The 26,052-nt window shown below is 52.4% G+C and carries 21 protein-coding genes and 7 tRNA genes; 25 read left to right on the top strand and 3 right to left on the bottom strand.

Features of this window, described 5'->3' with window-relative positions:
- Positions 1-17: 17 nt before the first annotated feature.
- Positions 18-1,967 (bottom strand): PTS N-acetyl glucosamine transporter subunit IIABC, encoded by a 1,950-nt coding sequence (gene nagE / locus OGY33_RS03795; protein ID WP_003831342.1) that lies wholly within the window; start codon positions 1,965-1,967, stop codon positions 18-20.
- A gap of 342 nt (positions 1,968-2,309) precedes the next feature.
- On the opposite strand from nagE, the gene nagB reads away from it, so the two are divergent.
- The 12 genes from nagB to OGY33_RS03735 all read left to right on the top strand — a co-directional run bounded on the left by nagB (position 2,310) and on the right by OGY33_RS03735 (position 9,204).
- Positions 2,310-3,110 carry a glucosamine-6-phosphate deaminase gene (gene nagB / locus OGY33_RS03790; protein ID WP_003022803.1) on the top strand — a complete coding sequence of 267 codons (801 nt, stop codon included), beginning with the start codon at positions 2,310-2,312 and terminating at the stop codon, positions 3,108-3,110.
- Between the two features lie 60 nt (positions 3,111-3,170).
- The gene (gene nagA / locus OGY33_RS03785) at positions 3,171-4,319 is read left to right on the top strand and encodes an N-acetylglucosamine-6-phosphate deacetylase (RefSeq protein WP_003831339.1); all 1,149 of its coding nucleotides are present in this window, start codon (positions 3,171-3,173) and stop codon (positions 4,317-4,319) included.
- An 8-nt stretch (positions 4,320-4,327) separates the two neighbouring features.
- Positions 4,328-5,548 (top strand): DNA-binding transcriptional regulator NagC, encoded by a 1,221-nt coding sequence (nagC, locus tag OGY33_RS03780; protein ID WP_003022796.1) that lies wholly within the window; start codon positions 4,328-4,330, stop codon positions 5,546-5,548.
- Between the two features lie 57 nt (positions 5,549-5,605).
- Complete coding sequence (gene nagD, locus OGY33_RS03775) at positions 5,606-6,358, top strand: ribonucleotide monophosphatase NagD (RefSeq protein ID WP_003022792.1); 753 nt, start codon at positions 5,606-5,608, stop codon at positions 6,356-6,358.
- A 251-nt stretch (positions 6,359-6,609) separates the two neighbouring features.
- The gene (gene asnB / locus OGY33_RS03770; RefSeq protein WP_008784099.1) at positions 6,610-8,274 is read left to right on the top strand and encodes an asparagine synthase B; all 1,665 of its coding nucleotides are present in this window, start codon (positions 6,610-6,612) and stop codon (positions 8,272-8,274) included.
- Between the two features lie 223 nt (positions 8,275-8,497).
- A tRNA-Met gene (locus tag OGY33_RS03765) sits at positions 8,498-8,574 on the top strand.
- 8 nt (positions 8,575-8,582) lie between these two features.
- Positions 8,583-8,667, top strand: a tRNA-Leu gene (locus OGY33_RS03760).
- A gap of 23 nt (positions 8,668-8,690) precedes the next feature.
- Positions 8,691-8,765, top strand: a tRNA-Gln gene (locus tag OGY33_RS03755).
- A gap of 37 nt (positions 8,766-8,802) precedes the next feature.
- A tRNA-Gln gene (locus OGY33_RS03750) sits at positions 8,803-8,877 on the top strand.
- Between the two features lie 21 nt (positions 8,878-8,898).
- A tRNA-Met gene (locus OGY33_RS03745) sits at positions 8,899-8,975 on the top strand.
- Between the two features lie 43 nt (positions 8,976-9,018).
- A tRNA-Gln gene (locus tag OGY33_RS03740) sits at positions 9,019-9,093 on the top strand.
- 36 nt (positions 9,094-9,129) lie between these two features.
- Positions 9,130-9,204 (top strand) — tRNA-Gln (locus OGY33_RS03735).
- 104 nt (positions 9,205-9,308) lie between these two features.
- On the opposite strand, the gene ubiF is transcribed toward OGY33_RS03735, so the two are convergent.
- Entirely contained in the window at positions 9,309-10,484 is a 1,176-nt protein-coding gene (gene ubiF, locus OGY33_RS03730; RefSeq protein WP_048214686.1) for a 3-demethoxyubiquinol 3-hydroxylase, read from the bottom strand.
- A gap of 145 nt (positions 10,485-10,629) precedes the next feature.
- On the opposite strand from ubiF, the gene miaB reads away from it, so the two are divergent.
- The 10 genes from miaB to rihA all read left to right on the top strand — a co-directional run bounded on the left by miaB (position 10,630) and on the right by rihA (position 21,000).
- Entirely contained in the window at positions 10,630-12,060 is a 1,431-nt protein-coding gene (gene miaB / locus OGY33_RS03725) for a tRNA (N6-isopentenyl adenosine(37)-C2)-methylthiotransferase MiaB (protein ID WP_003831327.1), read from the top strand.
- Between the two features lie 206 nt (positions 12,061-12,266).
- A complete protein-coding gene (locus OGY33_RS03720) occupies positions 12,267-13,313 on the top strand; it encodes a PhoH family protein (RefSeq protein ID WP_003022776.1) in 1,047 nt (348 codons plus the stop codon).
- Positions 13,310-13,783, top strand: a complete 474-nt coding sequence (gene ybeY / locus OGY33_RS03715; RefSeq protein WP_048214688.1) for an rRNA maturation RNase YbeY — start codon at positions 13,310-13,312, stop codon at positions 13,781-13,783. Before OGY33_RS03720 ends, ybeY begins: the two co-directional genes overlap by 4 nt.
- Before the next feature lie 158 nt (positions 13,784-13,941).
- Positions 13,942-14,820, top strand: a complete 879-nt coding sequence (gene corC / locus OGY33_RS03710; protein WP_003022770.1) for a CNNM family magnesium/cobalt transport protein CorC — start codon at positions 13,942-13,944, stop codon at positions 14,818-14,820.
- Positions 14,821-14,844: 24 nt separating this feature from the next.
- A complete protein-coding gene (lnt, locus tag OGY33_RS03705) occupies positions 14,845-16,383 on the top strand; it encodes an apolipoprotein N-acyltransferase (protein ID WP_191238757.1) in 1,539 nt (512 codons plus the stop codon).
- A 357-nt stretch (positions 16,384-16,740) separates the two neighbouring features.
- Positions 16,741-17,649, top strand: a complete 909-nt coding sequence (gene gltI, locus OGY33_RS03700; RefSeq protein ID WP_003022762.1) for a glutamate/aspartate ABC transporter substrate-binding protein GltI — start codon at positions 16,741-16,743, stop codon at positions 17,647-17,649.
- Between the two features lie 159 nt (positions 17,650-17,808).
- Complete coding sequence (gene gltJ / locus OGY33_RS03695) at positions 17,809-18,549, top strand: glutamate/aspartate ABC transporter permease GltJ (protein WP_003831316.1); 741 nt, start codon at positions 17,809-17,811, stop codon at positions 18,547-18,549.
- Complete coding sequence (gene gltK / locus OGY33_RS03690; protein ID WP_048214691.1) at positions 18,549-19,223, top strand: glutamate/aspartate ABC transporter permease GltK; 675 nt, start codon at positions 18,549-18,551, stop codon at positions 19,221-19,223. The genes gltJ and gltK overlap by 1 nt, the downstream gene beginning before the upstream one ends.
- Complete coding sequence (gene gltL / locus OGY33_RS03685) at positions 19,223-19,948, top strand: glutamate/aspartate ABC transporter ATP-binding protein GltL (protein ID WP_003022754.1); 726 nt, start codon at positions 19,223-19,225, stop codon at positions 19,946-19,948. Before gltK ends, gltL begins: the two co-directional genes overlap by 1 nt.
- Before the next feature lie 116 nt (positions 19,949-20,064).
- Positions 20,065-21,000, top strand: coding sequence for a pyrimidine-specific ribonucleoside hydrolase RihA (gene rihA / locus OGY33_RS03680; protein ID WP_048214692.1), 936 nt, complete (start codon positions 20,065-20,067; stop codon positions 20,998-21,000).
- A gap of 106 nt (positions 21,001-21,106) precedes the next feature.
- Here the strand turns inward: rihA and OGY33_RS03675 are convergent, their stop codons facing one another.
- Positions 21,107-21,589, bottom strand: a complete 483-nt coding sequence (locus OGY33_RS03675; protein ID WP_003022748.1) for a zinc ribbon-containing protein — start codon at positions 21,587-21,589, stop codon at positions 21,107-21,109.
- Between the two features lie 235 nt (positions 21,590-21,824).
- Here OGY33_RS03675 and leuS point away from each other — a divergent pair, with 235 nt between their 5' ends.
- The 3 genes from leuS to holA are packed head-to-tail and all read left to right on the top strand — an operon-like array spanning position 21,825 to position 26,052.
- Entirely contained in the window at positions 21,825-24,407 is a 2,583-nt protein-coding gene (gene leuS / locus OGY33_RS03670) for a leucine--tRNA ligase (RefSeq protein WP_095533124.1), read from the top strand.
- Between the two features lie 14 nt (positions 24,408-24,421).
- Positions 24,422-25,021: an LPS assembly lipoprotein LptE gene (lptE, locus tag OGY33_RS03665; RefSeq protein ID WP_048226108.1), complete on the top strand. Its 600-nt coding sequence runs from the start codon at positions 24,422-24,424 to the stop codon at positions 25,019-25,021.
- A complete protein-coding gene (holA, locus tag OGY33_RS03660) occupies positions 25,021-26,052 on the top strand; it encodes a DNA polymerase III subunit delta (RefSeq protein ID WP_191238758.1) in 1,032 nt (343 codons plus the stop codon). Before lptE ends, holA begins: the two co-directional genes overlap by 1 nt.

The raw sequence follows: 26,052 nt of genomic DNA, 5'->3' as shown, positions 1-26,052 counted from the left end.
ACTTTACTCAGGAGCAGTTATTTACCTTTAATTTCATACAGTGGTGTTTGACCGGCAACCACATGACCTTCGGCTTTAATAACCAGAGCGCCGAAATCATCGCTGTTGCTGCACACAACCGGGCTTATCATGGAACGTGCGTTAGCGTTCAGGAACTCCAGATCCATTTCCAGAATCGGTTGGCCTGCAGTAACTTCCGCACCTTCTTCAACCAGACGCTTAAAGCCTTTGCCTTCCAGCGCTACGGTATCGATGCCCATATGGACCACGATTTCCGCGCCTTTAACAGTTTCCAGGCAGAACGCATGGTTAGTGTTGAAGATTTTCACGATGGTGCCCGCAGCCGGAGCAACCACGATTTTATCCGTTGGTTTCACTGCCACGCCGTCGCCTACTGCTTTGCTGGCGAAGGCTTCATCAGGAACCTGCTCCAGAGCAACTACGTCACCAGTAATCGGAGAAACCAGCGCTTCAACGGTGACTGCATTCGCTACAGCCTGCGGTTTTGCTACTGGGGCCGCTGCTGCTGGCGCACTTTCACCAGATGCTGCTGCCACCGGGCCACGCGCGACAACTTTCTTCATTTCGTCGCCGATGGATTCGGCTTTCGCCCCCACGATGACCTGGATAGTTTGCTTGTTCAGCTTAACTACCCCAGATGCGCCTAAACGCTTACACATCGCATCGTTAACGCGACCGGAGTCGGCAACGGTCAGACGCAGACGAGTGATACAGGCATCAATCGCTTTCAGGTTATCAGTACCACCAACCGCTGCAATGTAGTTGGTTGCAAGTTGAGCCAAACCTTCTTCAGTGTTGCTGTTGGCTTCTTCAGTAACGATATCGTCTTCTTTATCTTCGCGGCCCGGCGTTTTCAGGTTAAACATACGAATAACCGCGCTGAACAGCACAAAGTAGATAACGAAGAACACCAGCCCCATCACTACCAGCATCCAGACGTTCTGGCTTGCTGCCGGCAGGTTGTACATCAACACGTAGTCGATAGCTCCTGCGGAGAAGGAGAAGCCTGCGTGGATCCCCAGCAGTGTTGCAACGAACAGGCTGATACCCGTTAACAGTGCGTGCAGGAGATACAGCAGTGGAGCCAGGAACATGAACAGGAATTCCAGCGGCTCGGTAACACCGGTCAGGAACGCGGTAATCGCAACGGACAGCAGCATACCGCCCACCATCGGACGACGTGCTTTCGGAGCCGCGAAGTACATTGCCAGCGCCGCACCCGGCAGACCAAACATCATGATTGGGAAGAAGCCAGACATGAACATACCCGCAGTGCCGTCACCCGCGTAGAAGCGGTTGATGTCACCGTGGAATACGGTACCTGCAGCGTTAGTAAATTCGCCAATCTGGAACCAGGCGATGGTGTTCAGCACCTGATGCAGACCGGTTGGGATCAGCAGACGGTTGATGAAACCAAAGATACCGGAACCCAGCGCGCCAGCGCCCACGATCCACTCACCACCCGCATGGATGGCGTTCTGTACCGGCGGCCATACGTAACCGAAGATAGCAGCCAGCACCAGACAGAAGAAGCCAGTGGCGATCGGCACAAAGCGTTTGCCGCCAAAGAAGCTCAGGAAGTCAGGCAGTTTGATACCAGACCAGCGGTTATACACGGCACCGCCGACCAGACCGGTGATGATACCAGCCAGCACGCCCATATTGATTGCAGGGTTAATGGTAACCATTGCTTTGGTCAATATGAAATAACCGACCGCACCTGCCAGCGCTGCTGCACCTGCGCTGTCTTTTGACCAGCTGGAAGCAACACCGATCGCAAAAATTAACGCGAGGTTATCAAAGATGGCCCCACCCGCTTGCGCGATGAAGGGTACGTTAAGTAAATCTGGTTGGCCGAATCGCAGCAGCAGTGCCGCGACTGGCAGCACAGCGATGGGGAGCTGTAACGCCCTACCCAGCCGCTGGAAAAAACCTAAAATATTCATTTTATTCCCCCTACGAGACCCCGATTAGGCTTCTTTGAAGCCATATTTTTATTGTGCGACCATTCCTGACAGCAAGATTCTGGAACAACGATATTAACCATTCATCTACATTCAGAGTGTGTGAAAAATTAATTCGTATCGCAAATTAAACGCGTGTTTTTTGTGATTCCAGTCACCAAATATCGTTATTAACCCTCCCTTTCACTGGCTAACTACGAAAACTTATTTTATCATTCAAAAAATCGAAACGGATTGATCCTTACCGATGCAAAACCAGGTTACGCTTAATACTGCACAGAGACTCAATCCGCCAACTGCTTACTTTTACTTTTGAGGTGAAGAATGAGACTGATCCCCCTGAATACCGCTGAACAAGTCGGCAAATGGGCTGCTCGCCATATCGTTAACCGTATTAACGCGTTCAAACCAACGGCAGATCGTCCGTTCGTTCTGGGCCTGCCGACTGGCGGTACTCCGCTGACAGCTTATAAAGCATTGGTTGAAATGCACAAAGCGGGCCAGGTGAGCTTCAAGCATGTTGTTACGTTCAACATGGACGAATATGTTGGCCTGCCGAAAGAGCATCCGGAAAGCTACCACAGCTTTATGCACCGCAATTTCTTTGATCACGTTGATATTCCAGCAGAAAACATCAACCTCCTCAATGGTAACGCGCCGGATATTGATGCAGAATGCCGTCAGTATGAAGAAAAAATCCGTTCTTACGGTAAAATCCACCTGTTTATGGGCGGTGTAGGCAACGATGGTCACATCGCGTTCAACGAACCCGCTTCCTCTTTGGCTTCCCGTACCCGCATCAAAACGCTGACTCACGACACACGTGTTGCTAACTCACGCTTCTTTGACGGCGACGTAAGCCAGGTGCCTAAATATGCGCTGACCGTTGGCGTGGGCACCCTGCTGGATGCTGAAGAAGTGATGATCCTGGTTCTGGGCCACCAGAAAGCACAGGCGCTGCAAGCTGCCGTTGAAGGCAACGTTAACCACATGTGGACCATCAGCTGCCTGCAGTTGCATCCAAAAGCCGTTGTGGTCTGCGATGAGCCTTCCACCATGGAACTGAAAGTGAAGACGCTGAAATACTTCAACGAGTTAGAAGCGGAAAATATTAAAGGTCTGTAATTGATGTCTCCGCCCTGTCGATAAGTTGCAGGGCGGCATTTTTTGAAATCGGGGGTCGGAATGTATGCTTTAACCCAGGGCCGGATCTTTACCGGTCACGAAATTCTTGATGACCATGCGATTGTTGTCGCCAATGGCCTGATCGACAGCGTTTGCCCACTGGCTGAATTACCGTCAGGGATTGAACAGCGCTCACTGAATGGGGCCATTGTTTCCCCCGGTTTTATTGATGTACAGCTGAACGGCTGCGGCGGCGTGCAGTTTAACGATACGGCAGAAGCCGTAACCGTTGAAACGCTGGAAATCATGCAAAAAGCCAATGAAAAATCTGGCTGCACCAACTATTTGCCAACGCTTATCACCACCAGCGATGATCTGATGAAACAGGGTGTTCGCGTGATGCGTGAATACCTGGCGAAACACCCGAATCAGGCATTAGGACTTCATCTTGAAGGCCCGTGGCTGAACCTGGTGAAAAAAGGTACCCATAATCCGGGATTTGTCCGTCAGCCGGACGCTGCACTGGTTGATTTCCTGTGCGATAATGCGGATGTGATCACCAAAGTCACACTGGCACCAGAAATGGTCCCGGTAGAGGTCATCACCAAACTGGTGAATGCGGGTATCGTGGTTTCTGCGGGTCATTCCAATGCAACGGTAAAAGAAGCAAAAATCGGATTCCGTGCAGGTATTACCTTTGCAACGCATCTGTTCAACGCGATGCCGTACATTACCGGCCGCGAACCCGGTCTGGCGGGCGCTATTTTGGATGAAGCCGATATCTACTGCGGTATCATCGCCGATGGCCTGCACGTTGACTACGTTAACATTCGTAATGCTAAGCGCCTGAAAGGCGACAAGCTGTGCCTGGTCACTGACGCGACAGCGCCAGCAGGTGCAAACATTGAACAGTTCATTTTCGCTGGTAAAACAATATACTACCGCAATGGACTGTGTGTTGATGAGAACGGCACGTTGAGCGGTTCATCATTAACCATGATTGAAGGCGTACGCAATCTGGTCGAGCATGCAAATATCGCCCTCGACGAAGTCTTACGCATGGCAACGCTCTACCCTGCTCGCGCCATCGGCGTCGACAAACAACTCGGCAGCATCGCGCCAGGCAAAGTAGCCAACCTGACTGCGTTCACGCACGACTTTAAAATTATCAAGACCATCGTTAATGGCAACGAGGTCGTTACTGAGTAAGAGAAAGAATGACACCAGGCGGACAAGCTCAAATAGGTAATGTTGATCTCGTAAAACAGCTTAACAGCGCGGCGGTTTATCGCCTGATTGACCAGCATGGGCCAATCTCGCGAATTCAAATTGCCGAGCAAAGCCAGCTTGCCCCCGCCAGCGTAACCAAAATTACGCGTCAGTTGATCGAACGCGGGCTGATCAAAGAAGTCGATCAGCAGGCCTCCACCGGGGGCCGCCGCGCTATCTCTATCGTCACAGAAACTCGCAATTTCCACGCCATTGGCGTACGACTGGGTCGCCACGACACAACGCTCACGCTCTATGATATGAGCAGTAAAGTTGTCGCCGAAGAGCATTACCCCCTCCCGGAGCGCACCCAGGAAACGCTGGAATATGCGCTGCTCAACACCATTGCCATCTTTATTGAGAGCTGCCAGCGGAAAATCCGTGAGCTGATCGCAATTTCTGTCATCCTGCCAGGCCTTGTCGATCCTGAAAGCGGCGTCATCCGCTATATGCCACACATTCAGGTCGAAAACTGGGGACTGGTCGAAGCGCTCGAAAAACGCTTCAAAGTCACCTGCTTTGTTGGTCATGATATTCGCAGCCTGGCGCTGGCTGAGCACTATTTCGGGGCAAGCCAGGATTGCGAAGACTCCATTTTGGTGCGAGTGCACCGTGGAACCGGCGCGGGTATCATCTCCAATGGCCGAATTTTCATCGGTCGCAATGGCAACGTCGGCGAGATTGGTCATATTCAGGTAGAGCCGCTGGGTGAGCGCTGTCACTGCGGTAATTTCGGCTGCCTGGAAACCATTGCCGCCAATGCTTCTATTGAACATCGCGTGCAGAACTTACTGAAGCAGGGTTATCCAAGTCGACTCACGCTGGATGATTGCAGCATCAAAGCCATCTGTAAGGCCGCGAATAAAGGCGATAATCTGGCAGCAGAAGTTATTGAGCACGTTGGTCGCCATCTGGGTAAAACTATCGCCATTGCCATCAACCTGTTTAACCCGCAAAAAATCGTCATTGCGGGCGAAATTACCGAGGCGGATAAGGTGCTGCTGCCTGCAATAGAAAGCTGTATCAACACGCAGGCGTTGAAAGCGTTTCGCCATAATTTACCGGTGGTTCGGTCCACGCTGGATCACCGCTCCGCCATTGGCGCCTTTGCGCTGGTGAAGCGCGCAATGCTCAACGGGACATTGCTGCAACGTTTGCTGGAAAGCTAATGCTCTCATATAGTAGTCGATTACTATCAGACTCATAACGAATTCCCTGGGTAGTCCATGGCCATTAAGAATGTAATTTGTGATATCGACGGCGTGCTGATGCACGACAATGTTGCTGTACCGGGTGCGGCAGAATTTTTGACTGGGATCCTGGAAAAAGGTTTGCCGTTAGTCCTGCTGACTAACTACCCTTCGCAAACCGGGCAAGATCTGGCAAACCGCTTCGCCACCGCGGGTGTGAATGTCCCTGATAGCGTCTTTTATACTTCCGCGATGGCTACCGCTGATTTTCTTCGTCGCCAGGAAGGGAAAAAGGCCTACGTGGTGGGTGAAGGCGCGTTAATTCACGAACTGTATAAAGCTGGATTTACCATTACCGACGTGAACCCCGATTTTGTGATTGTTGGCGAGACACGTTCCTATAACTGGGACATGATGCATAAAGCAGCCTATTTTGTCGCCAACGGCGCGCGTTTTATCGCCACTAACCCGGATACCCACGGTCGCGGCTTTTATCCCGCCTGTGGAGCACTCTGTGCCGGTATTGAGAAGATCTCAGGTCGTAAACCGTTTTATGTCGGCAAACCCAGCCCGTGGATTATTCGCGCGGCTCTCAACAAAATGCAGGCGCACTCGGAAGAAACCGTTATCGTTGGTGACAACCTGCGTACCGATATTCTGGCAGGTTTTCAGGCGGGTCTGGAAACTATCCTGGTACTGTCTGGCGTATCCAAGCTTGATGATATTGACAACATGCCGTTCAGACCAAGCTGGATTTACCCGTCCGTTGCTGAAATAGACGTCATTTAATCTCTTTAGCCGGATAACAACATCTGCAAGTTATCCGGCCTGAAAAATACATCCATTCAATAAAATCACCACTTCACTGTTGATTCATCAATAATAGCGTTCATTACATAATCTTTTTTCATCAATCAGCAATGACCATTGCGTTTTTTATTTTCTGACCCGTAATTCGCTTGCGCCCTCTCCAGCTTTGCGGCATTTTCTTTATCAAGCAAACATAAAAAGCATCACGCAACAGGTTAACGGAGAAGGTTATGTGTTCTATTTTTGGCGTATTCGATATTAAAACTGACGCAGTTGAACTGCGTAAAAAAGCCCTGGAACTGTCTCGTCTGATGCGCCACCGCGGCCCGGACTGGTCAGGTATTTACGCCTGTGATAACGCCATTCTGGCGCACGAACGTCTGTCCATCGTCGACGTCAATGCCGGTGCTCAGCCGCTGTACAACGTGAAGAAGACACATATCCTGGCGGTTAACGGTGAAATTTATAACCACCAGACACTGCGTGCTGAATACGGCGATCGCTACCAGTTCCAGACCGGTTCCGACTGCGAAGTTATCCTCGCCCTGTATCAGGAAAAAGGACCCGCGTTCCTCGATGACCTGCAAGGGATGTTCGCTTTTGCCCTGTACGACAGCGAGCAGGACGCCTACCTGATCGGTCGTGATCATATCGGGATCATCCCGCTGTATATGGGTTACGACGAGCACGGTAACTTCTACGTTGCGTCTGAAATGAAAGCGCTGGTTCCCGTCTGCCGCACAATCAAAGAATTCCCGGCCGGTAGCTATTTGTGGAGTAAAGACGGTGAAATTCGTCAGTACTACCAGCGCGACTGGTTTGAATACGATGCAGTCAAAGACAACGTTACTGATAAAAACGAGCTGCGCCAGGCGCTGGAAGATGCGGTGAAAAGCCACCTGATGTCAGATGTTCCTTATGGCGTACTGCTGTCCGGCGGTCTGGATTCTTCCGTAATTTCCGCGATAACTAAAAAATACGCGGCACGCCGTGTTGAAGATCAGGAACGTAGCGAAGCCTGGTGGCCACAGCTACACTCCTTCGCCGTCGGCCTGGAAGGCGCTCCGGATCTGAAAGCTGCGCAAGAGGTGGCGAACCATCTGGGGACCGTGCACCATGAGATCCACTTCACCGTGCAGGAAGGTCTGGATGCGATCCGTGACGTGATTTACCACATCGAAACTTACGATGTCACGACGATTCGCGCCTCGACGCCAATGTACTTAATGTCGCGTAAAATTAAAGCGATGGGCATTAAAATGGTGTTGTCGGGTGAAGGTTCGGACGAAGTGTTTGGCGGCTATCTCTATTTCCACAAAGCGCCAGATGCAAAAGAACTGCACGAAGAAACCGTGCGCAAGCTGCAAGCGCTGCATATGTTCGACTGCGCCCGTGCCAACAAAGCCATGTCGGCCTGGGGTGTAGAAGCCCGCGTGCCCTTCCTGGATAAGAAATTCCTTGATGTGGCGATGCGCATCAACCCACAGGACAAAATGTGCGGCAACGGCAAAATGGAAAAACACGTTCTGCGCGAATGTTTTGAGTCCTACCTGCCGGCAAGCGTCGCATGGCGTCAGAAAGAGCAGTTCTCTGACGGTGTCGGTTACAGCTGGATTGACACTCTGAAAGAGGTGGCTGCAGAACAAGTTTCTGACCAACAACTGGAAACTGCCAGCTTCCGTTTCCCGTACAACACGCCATCGTCTAAAGAAGCGTATTTGTACCGTGAGATTTTCGAAGAGTTGTTCCCGGTAGCAAGCGCTGCCGAATGTGTGCCGGGCGGGCCGTCGGTTGCCTGTTCTTCTGCTAAGGCGATTGAATGGGATGAGGCGTTTAAAACCATGAACGATCCGTCTGGCCGTGCCGTTGGCGTACATCAGTCCGCTTATAAATAAGTTAATCCTTAGATAAGAGCCCTGCGGGGCTCTTTTTTTATGTTTGTTTTCTGTGCAAAAAAACAATTAATAACTAATAATTGCCGAATATTGCGTCATGCTGTTCGCAACCTAACCAAACAGTCACATTCCAGCTATTTTCAATGAAAAAGGGGTTGACGCTTCAAGGCTCAATACGCATAATGCGCCCCGCAACGCCGATAAGGTTACGCGAAAAAAAGATGGCTACGTAGCTCAGCTGGTTAGAGCACATCACTCATAATGATGGGGTCACAGGTTCGAATCCCGTCGTAGCCACCATCTTTTTTGCGGGAGTGGCGAAATTGGTAGACGCACCAGATTTAGGTTCTGGCGCCGCAAGGTGTGCGAGTTCAAGTCTCGCCTCCCGCACCATTCACCCGTAAGCGTTGCACGGATGGGGTATCGCCAAGCGGTAAGGCACCGGTTTTTGATACCGGCATTCCCTGGTTCGAATCCAGGTACCCCAGCCATTTTTTCTTCGATATAGCGGTTCACCGCAACGGTCATTGGGGTATCGCCAAGCGGTAAGGCACCGGTTTTTGATACCGGCATTCCCTGGTTCGAATCCAGGTACCCCAGCCATCGAAGAAAATGTTAGTATTTGGCTACGTAGCTCAGCTGGTTAGAGCACATCACTCATAATGATGGGGTCACAGGTTCGAATCCCGTCGTAGCCACCATATTAAGGACATATCGACTCGTTCGGTAAATCCAAAAAATTGTTGGGGTATCGCCAAGCGGTAAGGCTCTGGTTTCTGATACCAGCATTCCGAGGTTCGAATCCTCGTACCCCAGCCAATTTCAAAAAGTCGTCCACTCTGTGGGTGCACCCGTTGGGGTATCGCCAAGCGGTAAGGCTCTGGTTTCTGATACCAGCATTCCGAGGTTCGAATCCTCGTACCCCAGCCATATTAAAAAAGCTCGCCTCGGCGAGCTTTTTGCTTTTCTGCATTTATCGCCTGATGGCGCTCCGCTTATCAGGCCTACGTATTTTCCCCGTAGGCCTGCCTGAATTACAACCCTAACGCATACTTCAGTGCCTGACGTTTCAGTACGCCAGCGCGCTCTGCGGCCATGAGCCCGAGATTACGCATGATGCGCAGCGGCTGCAGGTTATTGCTGAATCCGGCATAGAACAGATCCATACCGCTTTGCATGATGAAATTGTCAGTCATACGGCGATTCTGATAGCGCTTGAGCACCGGCTGACTGGCCCAGGATTCACCGTAGCTGCGCGCGTTCACCAGCACATCAATCAACGCATCGACATCACGAAAGCCCAGATTAACGCCCTGCCCCGCCAGCGGATGAATGGTATGCGCGGCATCACCTACCAGCGCCAGCCCCGGTTGCACATATTGCAGCGCATGACGACGCGTAAGCGGGAACGCCCCCGCAGCCACTGGCATCACCTTACCGAGTCGCGATGGAAAATGTTTAGCAATCTCCGTCTGCAATTGCGGCATATTCAGCGCTTGCAATTGGCGGATGCGAGCCGGTGAGTCGTACCACACCAACGAGGCCCAGTTATCAAACAGCGGTAAAAACGCGCGCGGGCCGTCAGGCGTAAATTGCTGCCAGGTGCTGTCTCCCGGTGAATTTTCGCATTGCACGGTTATCAACATACAGGACTGCGCGTACTGCCAGGCATGGATACCAATCCCGGCCATTTTTCGCACCTGAGAGTTGGCACCATCGGCGCCGATGACCAGCTTCGCGCTAATAGTTTCGCCACCTGCCAGCTCAAGCTCATGTCGATCGTTATGTTGATGCAAAGAAATCAGGGACGCCGGTACGCGCAGCGTGACTTTAGGGTGAGCTTGCAGCGCCTGCCAGAGCGCCTGTTGCAGGACCGTGTTTTCCACCATATAGCCCAACAGAGGCAGCTTAAGCTCGGCGGCATCAAACATCACATGGGCATTTTCCCACTCCCACGTTTCCAGTCGACGATAAGGATGGCTGCGCATCCCCTGCACCGTATCCCAGACGCCCAGCCCTTTTAGCAACGACACCGACGCGGAACTAATGGCAGAAATTCTGACATCAGGCTGTCCGTCAGCCACAAACGGCGCGGGAACGGCATGCTCGATGACCGTTACCGTAAATCCATGCTGCGCCAGTCCAAGCGCCAGCGCGCCGCCGACCATCCCCCCGCCGACAATGGCAATTTCCGTTGGTTGATTTGTCATGGTCAATTATCCAGTTACATGTATTGTGTAAGTTTACAGGATTTTTTACCCCTTGAGGCTGACATCCGTCATACTGGTCACAACCGCGCCAAAGCAGTACACTATGCGCCCTGCATTTCAGCCACAATTTCGCAAGAGCAAGTCGATGACCAAAAAACTCCATATTAAAACCTGGGGCTGTCAGATGAACGAATACGATTCATCGAAGATGGCCGATCTGCTGGATGCCACTCATGGGTATCAACTGACTGACGTGGCGGAAGAAGCGGATGTGCTGCTGCTGAATACCTGCTCAATCCGTGAGAAGGCTCAGGAAAAAGTGTTCCATCAACTGGGCCGCTGGAAACTGTTAAAAGAGAAAAACCCCAAGCTCATCATTGGGGTCGGTGGCTGTGTTGCGTCTCAGGAAGGCGATCATATTCGCCAGCGCGCGCATTACGTCGATATTATTTTTGGGCCGCAAACGCTGCACCGCCTGCCGGAAATGATCAACAAAGTGCGTGGAAGCACGACCCGTAGCCCGGTGGTTGATATCAGTTTCCCGGAGATCGAAAAGTTCGACCGCCTGCCGGAACCGCGTGCTGAAGGTCCAAGCGCGTTTGTGTCCATCATGGAAGGTTGTAATAAATATTGTACTTACTGCGTGGTGCCCTACACCCGCGGTGAGGAAGTCAGCCGTCCGGCGGATGATATTCTGTTTGAAATCGCCCAGCTTGCAGCCCAAGGCGTGCGTGAAGTGAACCTGCTGGGGCAAAACGTGAACGCATGGCGTGGTGAGAACTACGACGGCACGATCGGATCTTTTGCCGATCTGTTACGTCTGGTCGCTGCGATCGACGGTATTGATCGTATCCGCTTCACCACCAGCCATCCGATCGAATTCACCGATGATATCGTTGAAGTTTATCGCGATACGCCAGAGTTGGTGAGCTTCCTGCATCTGCCGGTACAGAGCGGTTCAGACCGCGTACTGAACCTGATGGGGCGCACCCATACCGCGCTGGAATACAAAGCAATCATCCGCAAACTGCGCGCTGCGCGTCCGGATATCCAGATTAGCTCCGACTTCATCGTTGGCTTCCCGGGTGAAACCACGCAGGATTTCGAGCAGACCATGAAGCTGATTGCTGACGTCAATTTTGACATGAGCTACAGCTTTATTTTCTCTGCGCGTCCTGGCACCCCTGCCGCCGATATGGTTGACGACGTACCGGAAGAAGAGAAGAAACAGCGTCTGTACATTCTACAGGAGCGTATCAACCAGCAAGCTATGGCCTGGAGCCGCCGTATGGTCGGCACGACCCAGCGCATTCTGGTTGAAGGCACATCGCGTAAGAGCATCATGGAACTGTCAGGCCGTACCGAAAATAACCGTGTGGTGAACTTTGAAGGCAACCCGGATATGGTCGGTAAGTTCGTAGACGTAGAAATTACCGATGTCTGGACTAACTCCCTGCGCGGTAAAGTGGTGCGTACCGAGGACGAAATGGGTCTGCGTATCGCAGAATCCCCTGAATCGGTCATTGCGCGTACCCGCAAAGAAAACGATCTGGGCGTCGGTATTTATCAGCCTTAATCCTGCTGAAAAACGTAAAAAAGGCCCGATACCGCTACACTTATCGGGCCTACAATCCTGGGCTCGCTGTCCCGGCGGGTCTTGTAATCTGCCCTATCATCCCCATATTTGCTGCAATGCTTGCGCCTTTCCCCCATGGCGTGAATAATTTCCTTAGATGCCGGTAAATGTTCAGCGTCCGGCGAGACATGCATAAGAGGAACAGTTTGAACATAGACACTCGCGAAATCACCCTTGAACCCGCAGACAACGCCCGCCTGTTGAGCCTTTGCGGCCCATTTGATGACAACATCAAACAGCTGGAACGTCGCCTCGGCATCGAAATTAACCGCCGTGATAACCACTTTAAACTGACCGGTCGTCCAATTTGCGTCACCGCTGCGGCAGATATTTTACGTAGCCTGTACGTCGATACCGCCCCAATGCGCGGTCAGACGCAGGACATCGAGCCTGAACAAATTCATCTGGCGATCAAAGAAGCGCGTGTGCTTGAACAAAGCGCAGACAGCGTGCCTGAATTTGGCAAAGCGGTGAACATCAAAACCAAGCGTGGAGTAATTAAGCCGCGCACGCCGAACCAGGCACAGTACATTGCGAATATCCTCGACCACGACATCACATTTGGCGTTGGCCCTGCGGGTACGGGTAAAACGTATCTCGCGGTTGCCGCTGCGGTTGATGCGCTTGAGCGTCAGGAGATCCGTCGCATTCTGCTGACCCGTCCGGCAGTGGAAGCGGGCGAAAAACTGGGATTCCTGCCAGGAGATCTCAGCCAGAAAGTCGATCCGTATTTACGACCGCTGTATGACGCGCTTTTCGAAATGCTCGGCTTTGAAAAGGTTGAAAAGCTGATTGAGCGTAACGTCATTGAAGTTGCGCCCCTGGCCTACATGCGCGGTCGTACGTTGAACGATGCGTTCATCATTCTTGATGAAAGCCAGAACACCACCATCGAACAGATGAAAATGTTCCTGACCCGTATCGGCTTTAACTCCAAAGCGGTCATCACTGGCGATATCACCCAGATTGACCTGCCGCGTAGCACCAAATCCGGACTGCGTCATGCCATTGAAGTGCTGGCTGAAGTCGACGAAATTAGTTTTAATTTCTTCCATAGCGAAGACGTGGTGCGCCACCCGGTGGTTGCCCGTATCGTCACGGCGTATGAAGCCTGGGAAGAAGCAGAACAGAAACGCAAAGCCGAGCAGGCTGCAGAACGCAAGCGCGAAGCTCAGGAGCAGGAACAAAAATGAGTCAGGTTATCCTCGATTTACAGCTGGCATGTGAAGACGAATCCGGTTTGCCAACAGAAAGTCAGTTTCAGGGCTGGCTGGATGCGGTGATCCCGCAGTTTCAGGAAGAGTCTGAAGTGACGATTCGTCTGGTCGATGACGCGGAAAGCCACGACCTGAACCTGACCTATCGCGGGAAAGACAAATCCACCAACGTGCTCTCTTTCCCGTTTGAGGCTCCGCCGGGCATTGAGATGCCGCTGCTGGGCGATTTGATCATCTGCCGTCAGGTGGTTGAGAAAGAAGCGCAGGAGCAAGGCAAACCGCTTGAGGCCCACTGGGCGCACATGGTGGTGCACGGTAGCCTGCATTTACTCGGCTACGACCATATTGAAGACGATGAAGCGGAAGAGATGGAATCCCTCGAAACAGAGATTATGCTTGCTCTGGGCTATGAGGATCCGTACATTGCCGAGAAGATTGCAGAATAGTAGCTTGCCGGATGGCGGCGCTTGCGCCTAATCCGGCCTACATTCATGCCTTTCGTAGGCCTGATAAGCGTAGCGCCATCAGGCAAAACATGCCGTCAACAGCTGAGTAAACGCATGACGCGCTTTGTATTAACTAACATGAGAACCCATACGACGCCATGAGCGACGACAATTCACACAGTAGTGACACCTTAAACAGCAAAAAGGGATTTTTTTCCCTGTTACTGAGCCAACTTTTCCACGGTGAACCGAAAAACCGCGACGAACTGTTGGAGCTGATCCGTGATTCCGGGCAAAACGACCTTATCGATGAAGATACGCGCGATATGCTCGAAGGGGTAATGGATATTGCGGACCAACGCGTTCGCGACATCATGATCCCTCGCTCCCAGATGATTACCCTGAAACGCAACCAAACTCTGGACGAATGCCTCGATGTCATTATCGAGTCTGCCCACTCGCGTTTCCCGGTAATTAGCGAAGACAAGGATCACATTGAAGGGATTCTGATGGCCAAAGATCTGCTGCCATTTATGCGTAGCGATGCCGAAGCCTTCAGCATGGAGAAAGTGTTACGCCAGGCGGTTGTCGTCCCTGAAAGCAAGCGGGTTGACCGCATGCTGAAAGAGTTCCGCTCCCAGCGTTATCATATGGCTATCGTCATCGACGAGTTCGGCGGTGTCTCAGGTCTGGTGACCATTGAGGACATCCTTGAACTGATTGTCGGTGAAATTGAAGATGAGTACGACGAAGAAGACGATATTGATTTCCGTCAGCTCAGTCGCCACACCTGGACTATTCGCGCGCTGGCGCCAATTGAAGACTTCAACGAAGCTTTCGGCACGCATTTCAGCGATGAAGAAGTGGATACCATTGGCGGGTTGGTCATGCAGGCCTTCGGTCATCTGCCCGCGCGTGGAGAGACCATCGACATTGATGGTTACCAGTTCAAAGTGGCAATGGCCGACAGCCGTCGTATTATTCAGGTTCATGTCAGAATTCCGGACGACTCACCCCAGCCCAAACTGGACGAATAAACCCGAAACTGGATCTAAGACTACATGGCATTTGCCCCTTTAATTGAACGCCAGCGCATTCGCCTGCTGCTGGCGTTATTATTCGGTGCCTGCGGGACACTGGCTTTCTCACCGTATGACATCTGGCCCGCTGCGATTGTTTCGCTGATGGGTCTGCAGGCTCTCACCTTCAACCGCCGTCCGCTCCAGTCTGCCGCTATCGGCTACTTCTGGGGACTGGGACTGTTTGGCTCAGGCATCAACTGGGTTTACGTCAGTATCGCGCAGTTTGGCGGTATGCCGGGCCCCGTTAACGTCTTCCTCGTGGTTCTGCTTGCTGCTTACCTTTCCCTCTACACTGGCCTGTTTGCCGGCGTTTTGGCGCGTCTGTGGCCGAAAACTACCTGGATACGTGTAACGATTGCCGCGCCGGTAGTCTGGCAAATCACTGAATTTCTACGCGGCTGGGTACTGACCGGTTTTCCGTGGTTGCAATTCGGCTACAGCCAGATCGACGGTCCGTTAAAAGGGCTGGCGCCGGTAATGGGCGTTGAGGCGATTAACTTCCTGCTGATGATGGTTAGCGGCCTGTTGGCACTTGCGCTGGTAACGCGTAACTGGAAGCCGCTGGCTGCCGCCGTGGTGCTTTTCGCTCTGCCCTTCCCGCTACGTTATATTCAGTGGTACACGCTGGAGCCGGAAAAAACCACCCAGGTCTCGATGGTGCAGGGTGACATCCCGCAGTCGCTCAAATGGGATGAAGGCCAGTTACTCAACACCCTGAAGATTTATCTCGACGCCACCCAGCCTGAGATGGGCAAATCACAGCTCATCATCTGGCCAGAATCCGCTATTCCGGACCTGGAAATTAACCAGCAGCGTTTTCTGAGCATGATGGATGACCTGCTGAAATCGAAAAACAGCACGCTGATTACCGGTATTGTAGACGCGCGTCTGAACAAGCAGAATCGTTACGACACCTACAACACCATCATCACACTAGGTAAAGACAGCCCATACAGCTACGACTCCAGCAACCGCTACAACAAAAACCATCTGGTACCGTTTGGCGAATTTGTCCCGCTGGAATCTATCCTGCGCCCGCTAGCGCCATTCTTTGATCTGCCAATGTCTTCGTTCAGCCGCGGTCCTTATGTACAGCCACAGTTGCATGCACACGGCTTTAAGCTGACCGCTGCCATCTGCTACGAAATCATTCTTGGCGAACAGGTACGGGATAACTTCCGCCCGGATACGGACTACCTGCTGACTATCTCTAACGATGCATGGTTTGGTAAATCTATTGGCCCGTGGCAGCACTTCCAGATGGCGCGTATGCGTTCCCTGGAGCTGGCGCGACCTCTGCTGCGTAGCACAAACAACGGTATTACGGCGGTGATTGGTCCACAGGGCGAAGTTCAGGCGATGATCCCGCAGTTTACCCGTCAGGTGCTGACCACCAGCGTGACGCCAACGACGGGCTTATCCCCTTATGCCCGTACCGGAAACTGGCCGCTCTGGCTGCTAACCGCGCTGTTTGGCTTTGGCGCAGTGGTAATGAGTCTGCGCCAACGTCGTAAGTAACCCACCTCCCCAGGCCGGATAACGCCTCGTTTATCCGGCCCCCAAAATATGTATCCCTTCCCATTCTGGCACGTCTATTGCTTTGTTCTACAAGGCAAACGCTGTTTTGGCTGAATGTGCAACCTGGTCGCACCAAAGTTGAGCGCCGGTAGCACCTGAAAAGTGCAACAAGATATTTTTGCCCCCAAATGGTGCGGCGCACTTCGCAAAAATAAACAATAACACAGCAAATTCTTTACATTCATCCAAACTAAATGTTAACAAACACATACAAGACTGCACGTTTTAGTAGCAAACAATAACAACATCACAATGGGTATCAATGCGTCCCTGGCGCAGACGATAAAGGAGTTGGATATGCAATTACGTAAGCTCGCCACTGCCATGCTGGTCATGGGAATGTCCGCCGGTCTGGCGCACGCAGAAGACGCAGCACCAGCGGCAGGCAGCACGCTGGATAAGATCGCCAAAAATGGCGTGATCGTTGTCGGCCACCGTGAATCATCAGTACCGTTTTCTTACTACGATAATCAGCAAAAAGTGGTCGGTTATTCACAGGATTACTCCAACGCGATCGTTGAAGCCGTGAAGAAAAAGCTGAACAAGCCTGATCTGCAGGTAAAACTGATCCCGATTACTTCACAAAACCGTATCCCGCTGCTGCAAAACGGCACCTTCGATTTTGAATGTGGATCCACCACCAACAACGTCGAGCGCCAAAAACAAGCGGCTTTCTCTGACACCATTTTCGTTGTCGGCACCCGTCTGCTAGCGAAAAAAGGCGGCGACGTTAAAGATTTCGCCGATCTGAAAGGTAAAGCCGTAGTCGTGACTTCAGGTACCACCTCCGAAGTTCTGCTGCACAAGCTGAATGAAGAACAAAAAATGGATATGCGCATCATCAGCGCGAAAGACCACGGTGACTCTTTCCGTACTCTGGAAAGCGGTCGCGCCGTTGCCTTTATGATGGATGATGCCCTGCTGGCTGGCGAGCGCGCAAAAGCGAAGAAACCAGACAACTGGGAGATCGTCGGCAAGCCACAGTCTCAGGAAGCCTACGGCTGTATGTTGCGCAAAGATGATCCTGAGTTCAAAAAGCTGATGGACGACACTATCGCCAAGGCGCAAACCTCAGGCGAAGCTGAGAAATGGTTTGATAAGTGGTTTAAAAATCCAATTCCGCCGAAGAACCTGAACATGAATTTCGAACTGTCAGACGAGATGAAAGCCCTGTTCAAAGAACCGAATGATAAAGCGCTTAACTAACTAAAATAAATGGGAGGCTTCCCCTCCCTCTCGATTGTTACTCGGCACGGACAGACTATAAGCCTGATGGTCGTTCCCCATCAGGCCTGAAAACCGCAAAACGCCGAATAACAATCTTCGAGGGTAGCGCTGCTACCCTTTTTTTTCTGGAGTAGATTTATGTCTATAGACTGGAACTGGGGTATTTTTTTACAACAAGCCCCGTTCGGCAACACCACCTATCTCGGCTGGCTCTGGAGTGGTTTCCAGGTCACTGTCGCGTTATCCATCACCGCATGGATTATCGCTTTCCTCATAGGCTCTTTATTCGGCATCTTACGTACCGTTCCAAATCGTTTCCTTTCTGGGATCGGCACGCTGTACGTTGAGCTGTTTCGTAACGTTCCGCTCATCGTCCAGTTTTTTACCTGGTATCTGGTTATTCCTGAACTGCTGCCGGAAAACATTGGGATGTGGTTCAAGGCTGAGTTGGATCCCAACATCCAGTTCTTCCTTTCATCGATGCTTTGTCTGGGGCTGTTTACCGCCGCGCGCGTCTGCGAACAGGTTCGCGCCGCTATTCAGTCTCTGCCTCGTGGGCAGAAAAACGCAGCTCTGGCAATGGGGCTGACGTTGCCTCAGGCCTACCGCTATGTTCTGTTGCCAAACGCCTACCGCGTGATTGTTCCGCCAATGACCTCAGAGATGATGAACCTGGTGAAGAACTCCGCGATCGCCTCCACCATCGGCCTGGTCGATATGGCGGCACAGGCGGGCAAACTGCTGGATTACTCCGCCCACGCATGGGAATCGTTTACCGCTATCACTCTGGCTTACGTCCTGATTAACGCCGTCATCATGCTGGTGATGAATCTCGTTGAACGTAAAATCCGCCTGCCTGGCAATTTGGGAGGCAAATAATGTACGAATTTGACTGGAGTTCTATCATCCCTTCCCTGCCGTATCTGCTGGACGGGCTGATGATCACGCTGAAAATTACCGTCACGGCGGTCGTCATTGGTATTGTCTGGGGAACCATCCTTGCAGTAATGCGCCTGTCCAGCTTCGCGCCGATTGCCTGGTTTGCGAAAGGCTACGTCAACGTATTTCGTTCTATTCCGCTGGTCATGGTGCTGCTGTGGTTCTACCTGATTGTGCCCGGCTTCCTGCAAAACGTACTGGGTCTGTCGCCAAAAACCGATATTCGCCTGATCTCAGCAATGGTCGCGTTTTCGATGTTTGAAGCCGCGTACTATTCCGAGATTATCCGTGCCGGTATCCAGAGTATTTCTCGTGGGCAATCCAGCGCCGCGCTGGCGCTAGGGATGACCCACTGGCAGTCGATGAAGCTCATTATTCTGCCGCAGGCATTCCGCGCGATGGTACCGCTGCTGCTAACCCAGGGCATCGTACTCTTCCAGGATACCTCGCTGGTCTATGTATTAAGTCTGGCAGACTTCTTCCGTACCGCCTCCACCATTGGCGAGCGTGACGGCACACAGGTTGAAATGATCCTGTTTGCTGGCGCCGTTTATTTTGTATTCAGTCTGAGCGCATCGTTATTGGTCAGCTATTTGAAGAAAAGGACAGTTTAATGATTACCCTGAAAAATGTTTCTAAATGGTATGGTCACTTTCAGGTGCTGACCGACTGCTCCACGGAAGTGAAAAAAGGGGAAGTGGTTGTGGTCTGCGGCCCGTCAGGTTCAGGTAAATCAACGCTTATCAAAACTGTGAACGGGCTGGAGCCGGTACAACAAGGCGTCATCACCGTTGATGGTACCGTGGTGAACGACAAAAAAACCGATCTGGCCAAACTGCGCTCTCGCGTTGGTATGGTGTTCCAGCACTTTGAACTGTTCCCCCACCTGTCGATCATTGAGAACCTGACTCTGGCGCAGGTAAAAGTGCTCAAGCGCGATAAAAAACCGGCCCGCGACAAAGCGCAAAAGTTACTGGAACGCGTTGGTCTATCAGCACATGCGGAGAAGTTTCCAGCTCAGCTCTCAGGGGGCCAGCAACAGCGTGTCGCTATCGCCCGGGCGCTGTGCATGGATCCTATCGCCATGCTGTTTGACGAACCGACGTCGGCGCTTGATCCTGAAATGATCAACGAAGTACTGGATGTTATGGTTGAACTGGCCAATGAAGGGATGACCATGATGGTGGTAACCCACGAAATGGGCTTTGCGCGTAAAGTGGCGAACCGGGTGATCTTCATGGATGAAGGGAAAATTGTTGAAGACTCACCGAAAGAAGAGTTTTTCGCTAATCCGAAATCGGACCGCGCCAAAGACTTCCTCGCGAAAATACTGCACTAATCTTGCTGGCGCGCATCTCCATGTGCGCGCCACCTCACGCTTTATCCCTTCGCCTCTCGAAACACATACAGCCCAGCGTTAACCTTGTCACAAAGTCCCACTTACAAGGAGCAACAATGGCACTTCCTATCCTGTTTGATTGCGATCCGGGTCATGACGACGCTATCGCAATTGTGCTCGCCCTCGCCTCACCAGAACTGGATGTGAAAGCGATAACCTCATCAGCCGGTAACCAGACACCTGACAAAACGCTGCGTAACGTGTTGCGCATGTTAACGTTGCTCAACCGTACGGATATCCCAGTGGCTGGTGGCGCAGTGAAACCACTGATGCGCGATCTGATTATCGCCGATAACGTTCACGGCGAGAGTGGGCTGGATGGCCCGGCGCTGCCGGAACCCGCTTTTGCGCCACAAGACTGTACCGCCGTGGAACTGATGGCGAAAACCCTGCGTGAAAGCCCGGAACCGATGACGATTGTCTCCACCGGGCCGCAAACTAACGTCGCATTGCTCCTGAATAGCCATCCTGAGCTGCACGCCAAAATCGCCCGTATCGTGATCATGGGTGGCGCGATGGGACTCGGAAACTGGACGCCCGCCGCCGAGTTCAATATTTTCGTGGATCCTGAAGCCGCTGAAATCGTATTCCAGTCTGGCATTCCAGTGGTGATGGCTGGTCTGGACGTCACGCATAAAGCGCAAATACATCGCGAAGATACCGAACGATTCCGCGCTATCGGCAACCCTGTTTCGACGATCGTGGCTGAACTACTCGACTTCTTCTTTGAGTATCATAAAGATGAAAAATGGGGATTCATCGGCGCGCCACTGCATGATCCATGCACCATTGCCTGGCTGCTGAAACCTGAACTGTTTACCACCGTTGAACGCTGGGTCGGCGTGGAAACTCAGGGTAAATATACCCAGGGAATGACCGTGGTGGATTACTACTTCCTGAGCGGCAATAAGCCAAACGCCACCGTAATGGTAGACGTGGATCGCGAAGGGTTTGTCGATTTGCTGGCAGAACGTTTAAGATATTACGCGTAAAACTGTAGGCCGGATAAGGCGCCAGCATCGCCATCCGGCATATTGCCTGATGGCGATGCTGGCGCATCTTATCAGGCCTACAAATAACTTCTGGCACGCCTAATCATCACGGCTCAAACGGTCGGCGCTGGAACTGATCGTGTCCGCATTTCGGACACAGCGGCAGCACATCCGGGGTGTAAACCGCTAAATGGAAGTGGCACTTCTCGCAGACCAGATTACCTAATCCGACCACCTCGCCGCTGTGATAAACCCCGTGATGACTGAGGTCCTGGAACACCTCGCGCCATTCGAGCTGGGTTTTATCTGTAATATCGGCCAGTTCCTGCCAGATACTCTCCTTGATAACCCGCATAAAGACGCTGTCTGTCTCCTCATCGAGACTTTCTTCATAGCTCAGAGCAAACTCTTCCAGGTCGCGTCTGACGGCCCGGGTGAGCTCTTCCACCTCGGTTCGCGTTAACTCCCCGGTCTGCATAACTCGTTGACGCGCCTGCTCCACCAACGCATCAATATCGCGTTCGCCATTACGCAGACGTTCGCTCAGTGAAGCCACCAGTTCACGGTAATATTGAGCAACCTTGTTCATCGCTTCGCCTCCTGGGTCGTTAACTGTCTATAATAATAGACGTTATTTACGCTACGCTTTGCAAGACTGTCCACAGAGTGTGTAAATTCGTGCAAGAATTATCCTTGCGGGAATTCAACGCTGAATGCGCGAAAGGCTGTTTTGGCGCGGGCGTTTGGGCTATGCTATGCGGATCTGAAACACCACATCTAGAGCTACGTTTGTAGCTGTATTGAAAACAGGACCACTGGCTGCCATGCAAGAGCAATACCGCCCGGAAGAGATAGAATCCAAAGTACAGCTTCACTGGGATGAGAAGCGCACATTTGAAGTTACCGAAGACGAGAGCAAAGAGAAGTATTACTGCCTGTCTATGCTTCCCTATCCTTCTGGTCGACTACACATGGGCCACGTACGTAACTACACCATCGGTGACGTGATCGCCCGCTACCAGCGCATGCTGGGCAAAAACGTACTGCAGCCAATTGGCTGGGATGCGTTCGGTCTGCCTGCAGAAGGTGCTGCGGTTAAAAACAATACCGCGCCAGCACCGTGGACGTACGACAACATCGCATACATGAAAAACCAGCTCAAAATGCTGGGTTTCGGTTACGACTGGAGCCGTGAGCTGGCGACCTGCACCCCGGAATACTACCGTTGGGAACAGAAATTCTTCACCGAGCTGTACAAAAAAGGCCTGGTGTACAAGAAAACGTCTGCGGTCAACTGGTGCCCGAACGACCAGACCGTACTGGCGAACGAACAGGTTATCGACGGCTGCTGCTGGCGTTGCGATACCAAAGTCGAGCGTAAAGAGATCCCACAGTGGTTCATCAAAATTACCGCTTACGCTGACGAACTGCTGCGTGACCTGGATAACCTGGATCACTGGCCTGACACCGTGAAAACGATGCAGCGCAACTGGATTGGCCGTTCTGAAGGCGTGGAAATCACCTTCGATGTGAACGGTTACGACAACACGCTAACCGTTTACACCACCCGCCCGGACACCTTTATGGGTGCGACCTATCTGGCCGTTGCCGCAGGTCACCCGCTGGCGCAGAAAGCTGCTGCAAATAACCCAGAACTGGCCGCCTTCATTGACGAATGCCGCAACACCAAGGTTGCTGAAGCCGAAATGGCAACCATGGAGAAGAAAGGCGTCGACACGGGCTTTAAAGCCGTTCACCCGCTGACTGGCGAAGAAATCCCCGTTTGGGCAGCAAACTTCGTCCTGATGGAATACGGTACGGGCGCAGTCATGGCCGTTCCGGGCCACGATCAGCGCGATTACGAGTTTGCGACAAAATATGGCCTGACCATCAAGCCAGTAATTCTGACCGCTGAAGGCGCAGAGCCGGATCTGTCCGAACAAGCTCTGACCGAAAAAGGCGTGCTGTTTAACTCCGGCGAGTTTGACGGTCTCGACTTCGAAGCTGCCTTCAACGCCATTGCTGACAAGCTGGTAGCGAAAGGCGTGGGTGAGCGTAAAGTGAACTACCGTCTGCGTGACTGGGGTGTTTCCCGTCAGCGTTACTGGGGTGCGCCAATTCCGATGGTGACGTTGGAAGACGGTACCGTGCTGCCGACGCCAGAAGATCAGTTGCCGGTTATTCTGCCGGAAGACGTGGTTATGGACGGCATCACCAGCCCAATCAAAGCCGATCCGGAGTGGGCAAAAACCACCGTTAACGGCATGCCTGCGCTGCGCGAAACCGACACCTTCGATACCTTTATGGAATCCTCCTGGTACTACGCGCGCTACACCTGCCCGCAGTACAACGAAGGGATGCTGGATCCAGAAGCCGCAAACTACTGGCTGCCAGTTGATATCTACATTGGTGGTATTGAACACGCCATCATGCACCTGCTCTACTTCCGCTTCTTCCACAAGCTGATGCGCGATGCGGGCATGGTCAACTCTGACGAACCGGCCAAACAGCTGCTGTGCCAGGGTATGGTGCTGGCTGATGCGTTCTATTACGTTGGTGCAAACGGCGAGCGTAACTGGGTTTCTCCGGTTGATGCCATCGTTGAGCGCGACGAAAAAGGTCGTATCGTCAAAGCTCAGGACGCAGAAGGCCATGAACTGGTCTATACCGGCATGAGCAAAATGTCCAAGTCGAAAAATAACGGTATCGACCCGCAGGTGATGGTTGAGCGTTACGGCGCTGACACGGTACGTCTGTTCATGATGTTCGCTTCTCCGGCTGATATGACGCTGGAATGGCAGGAATCCGGCGTTGAAGGGGCGAACCGCTTCCTGAAACGTGTATGGAAGCTGGTTTACGAACATACTTCCAAAGGCGATGTAGCTGCCCTGAACGTTGATGCGTTGAGCGAAGACCAAAAAGCGCTGCGTCGCGACGTACATAAAACCATTGCTAAAGTTACCGATGATATCGGTCGTCGTCAGACCTTTAACACCGCAATTGCGGCGATTATGGAGCTGATGAACAAGCTGGCGAAAGCACCGCAGGAAGACGAACAAGACAGAGCCCTGATGCAGGAAGCGTTACTGGCCGTCGTTCGCATGCTGAACCCGTTCACCCCACATGTTTGTTTCACGATGTGGGAAGCACTGAAAGGCGAAGGCGATATCGACAACGCACCGTGGCCGGTGGCGGACGAAGCCGCAATGGTTGAAGACTCGACGCTGGTTGTAGTTCAGGTGAACGGTAAGGTCCGTGGCAAAATTACCGTTCCGGTAAATGCGACAGAAGAACAGGTTCGTGAACGTGCTGGCCAGGAGCATCTGGTGGCAAAATATCTTGATGGCGTTACCGTACGTAAAGTGATTTATGTACCGGGTAAACTCCTCAATCTGGTCGTTGGCTAAGCGCGGGAGGAAGCGTGCGACTTCTGACAACATTGTTGTTATCTCTGGCGGTGCTTGTCACCGCCGGGTGTGGCTGGCATCTGCGTAATACTACGCAGGTCCCACCCTCAATGAAAACCATGATCCTGAACTCTGGTGATCCGAACGGCCCATTAAGCCGCGCGGTTCGTAATCAGCTGCGTCTGAACGGCGTTACGCTGCTTGAAGACGGTACAATGCGTAAAGATGTGACGTCCTTGCGTCTTGGCGCGGTCAGCATTTCGCAGGATACGGCGTCGGTATTCCAGAACGGTCAAACGGCTGAATACCAGATGGTGATGTCCGTGAGTGCATCCGTGCTGATCCCAGGTCATGATATTTATCCAATCAGCGCCAAAGTTTATCGTTCGTTCTTTGACAACCCACAGGCTGCACTGGCGAAGGATAACGAGCAGGACATGATCATCAAAGAGATGTATGACAAAGCGGCTGAACAGTTAATTCGTAAGCTGCCGAGCGTACATCTGGCCGATACTCTGTCATCCAATGCTGATGATGATGCTAAGCCAGCGGCGACAAAAGCCGCAGAGCCTGCGTCATCTCCGGCGCGTGTTTCCACCACGCTGGGTAACTGATGCTCAAGTTGTACCCTGAACAACTCCGCGCACAGCTCAATGAAGGGCTGCGCGCGGCGTATTTGCTCTTAGGTAACGATCCTCTCTTATTGCAGGAAAGCCAGGACGCTATCCGTCAGGCAGCAGCAACGCAAGGATTCGAAGAACACCACGCTTTCACCCTGGACAACAGCACCGACTGGGGAGAGATTTTTTCACTCTGCCAGGCGATGAGCCTGTTTGCCAGCCGTCAAACCCTGCTCCTGCAGTTGCCAGAAAATGGCCCCAATGCCGCCATTAACGAACAGCTCGCTTCACTCGTCACACTGCTACATAACGACCTGCTGCTGATTGTTCGCGGCAACAAACTGACTAAAGCGCAGGAAAACGCCGCATGGTATACCGGACTTGCCAATAATGCGGTGCAGGTAAGCTGCCAGACGCCGGAGCAAGCACAGCTTCCTCGTTGGGTCGCCGCCAGAGCGAAGCTTAACAATCTACAACTGGATGACGCAGCCAATCAGCTGTTGTGCTATTGCTATGAAGGTAATCTGTTAGCACTGGCGCAAGCGCTGGAACGGCTAGCATTGCTTTGGCCTGATGGCAAACTAACGCTGCCTCGCGTGGAGAAAGCCGTTAACGATGCCGCGCACTTTACCCCGTTCCATTGGGTGGATGCGCTGCTGATGGGCAAAAGCAAACGCGCGCTGCACATTCTGCAACAGTTACGTCTGGAAGGCAGTGAGCCGGTTATTTTGCTACGTACGATACAGCGTGAATTACTGCTGTTGGTCAACTTAAAACGGCAGTCAGCCCATACGCCTTTACGCACGTTGTTTGATAAACACCGGGTGTGGCAAAATCGCCGGGGTATGATGGGAGACGCGCTAAACCGGCTGAATCCTGCGCAGTTGCGTCAGGCGGTAACGCTGTTAACGCGTACGGAAATTACGCTTAAACAAGACTATGGTCAGTCAGTGTGGGCGGAACTTGAGGGGCTTTCCCTGTTACTCTGCCATAAATCGCTGGCCGATGTTTTTATTGATGGTTGA

Source organism: Citrobacter sp. Cpo032 (genome assembly GCF_030332975.1).
Lineage (GTDB): Bacteria > Pseudomonadota > Gammaproteobacteria > Enterobacterales > Enterobacteriaceae > Citrobacter > Citrobacter portucalensis.
This window is presented reverse-complemented; position numbering and strand designations above follow the sequence as displayed.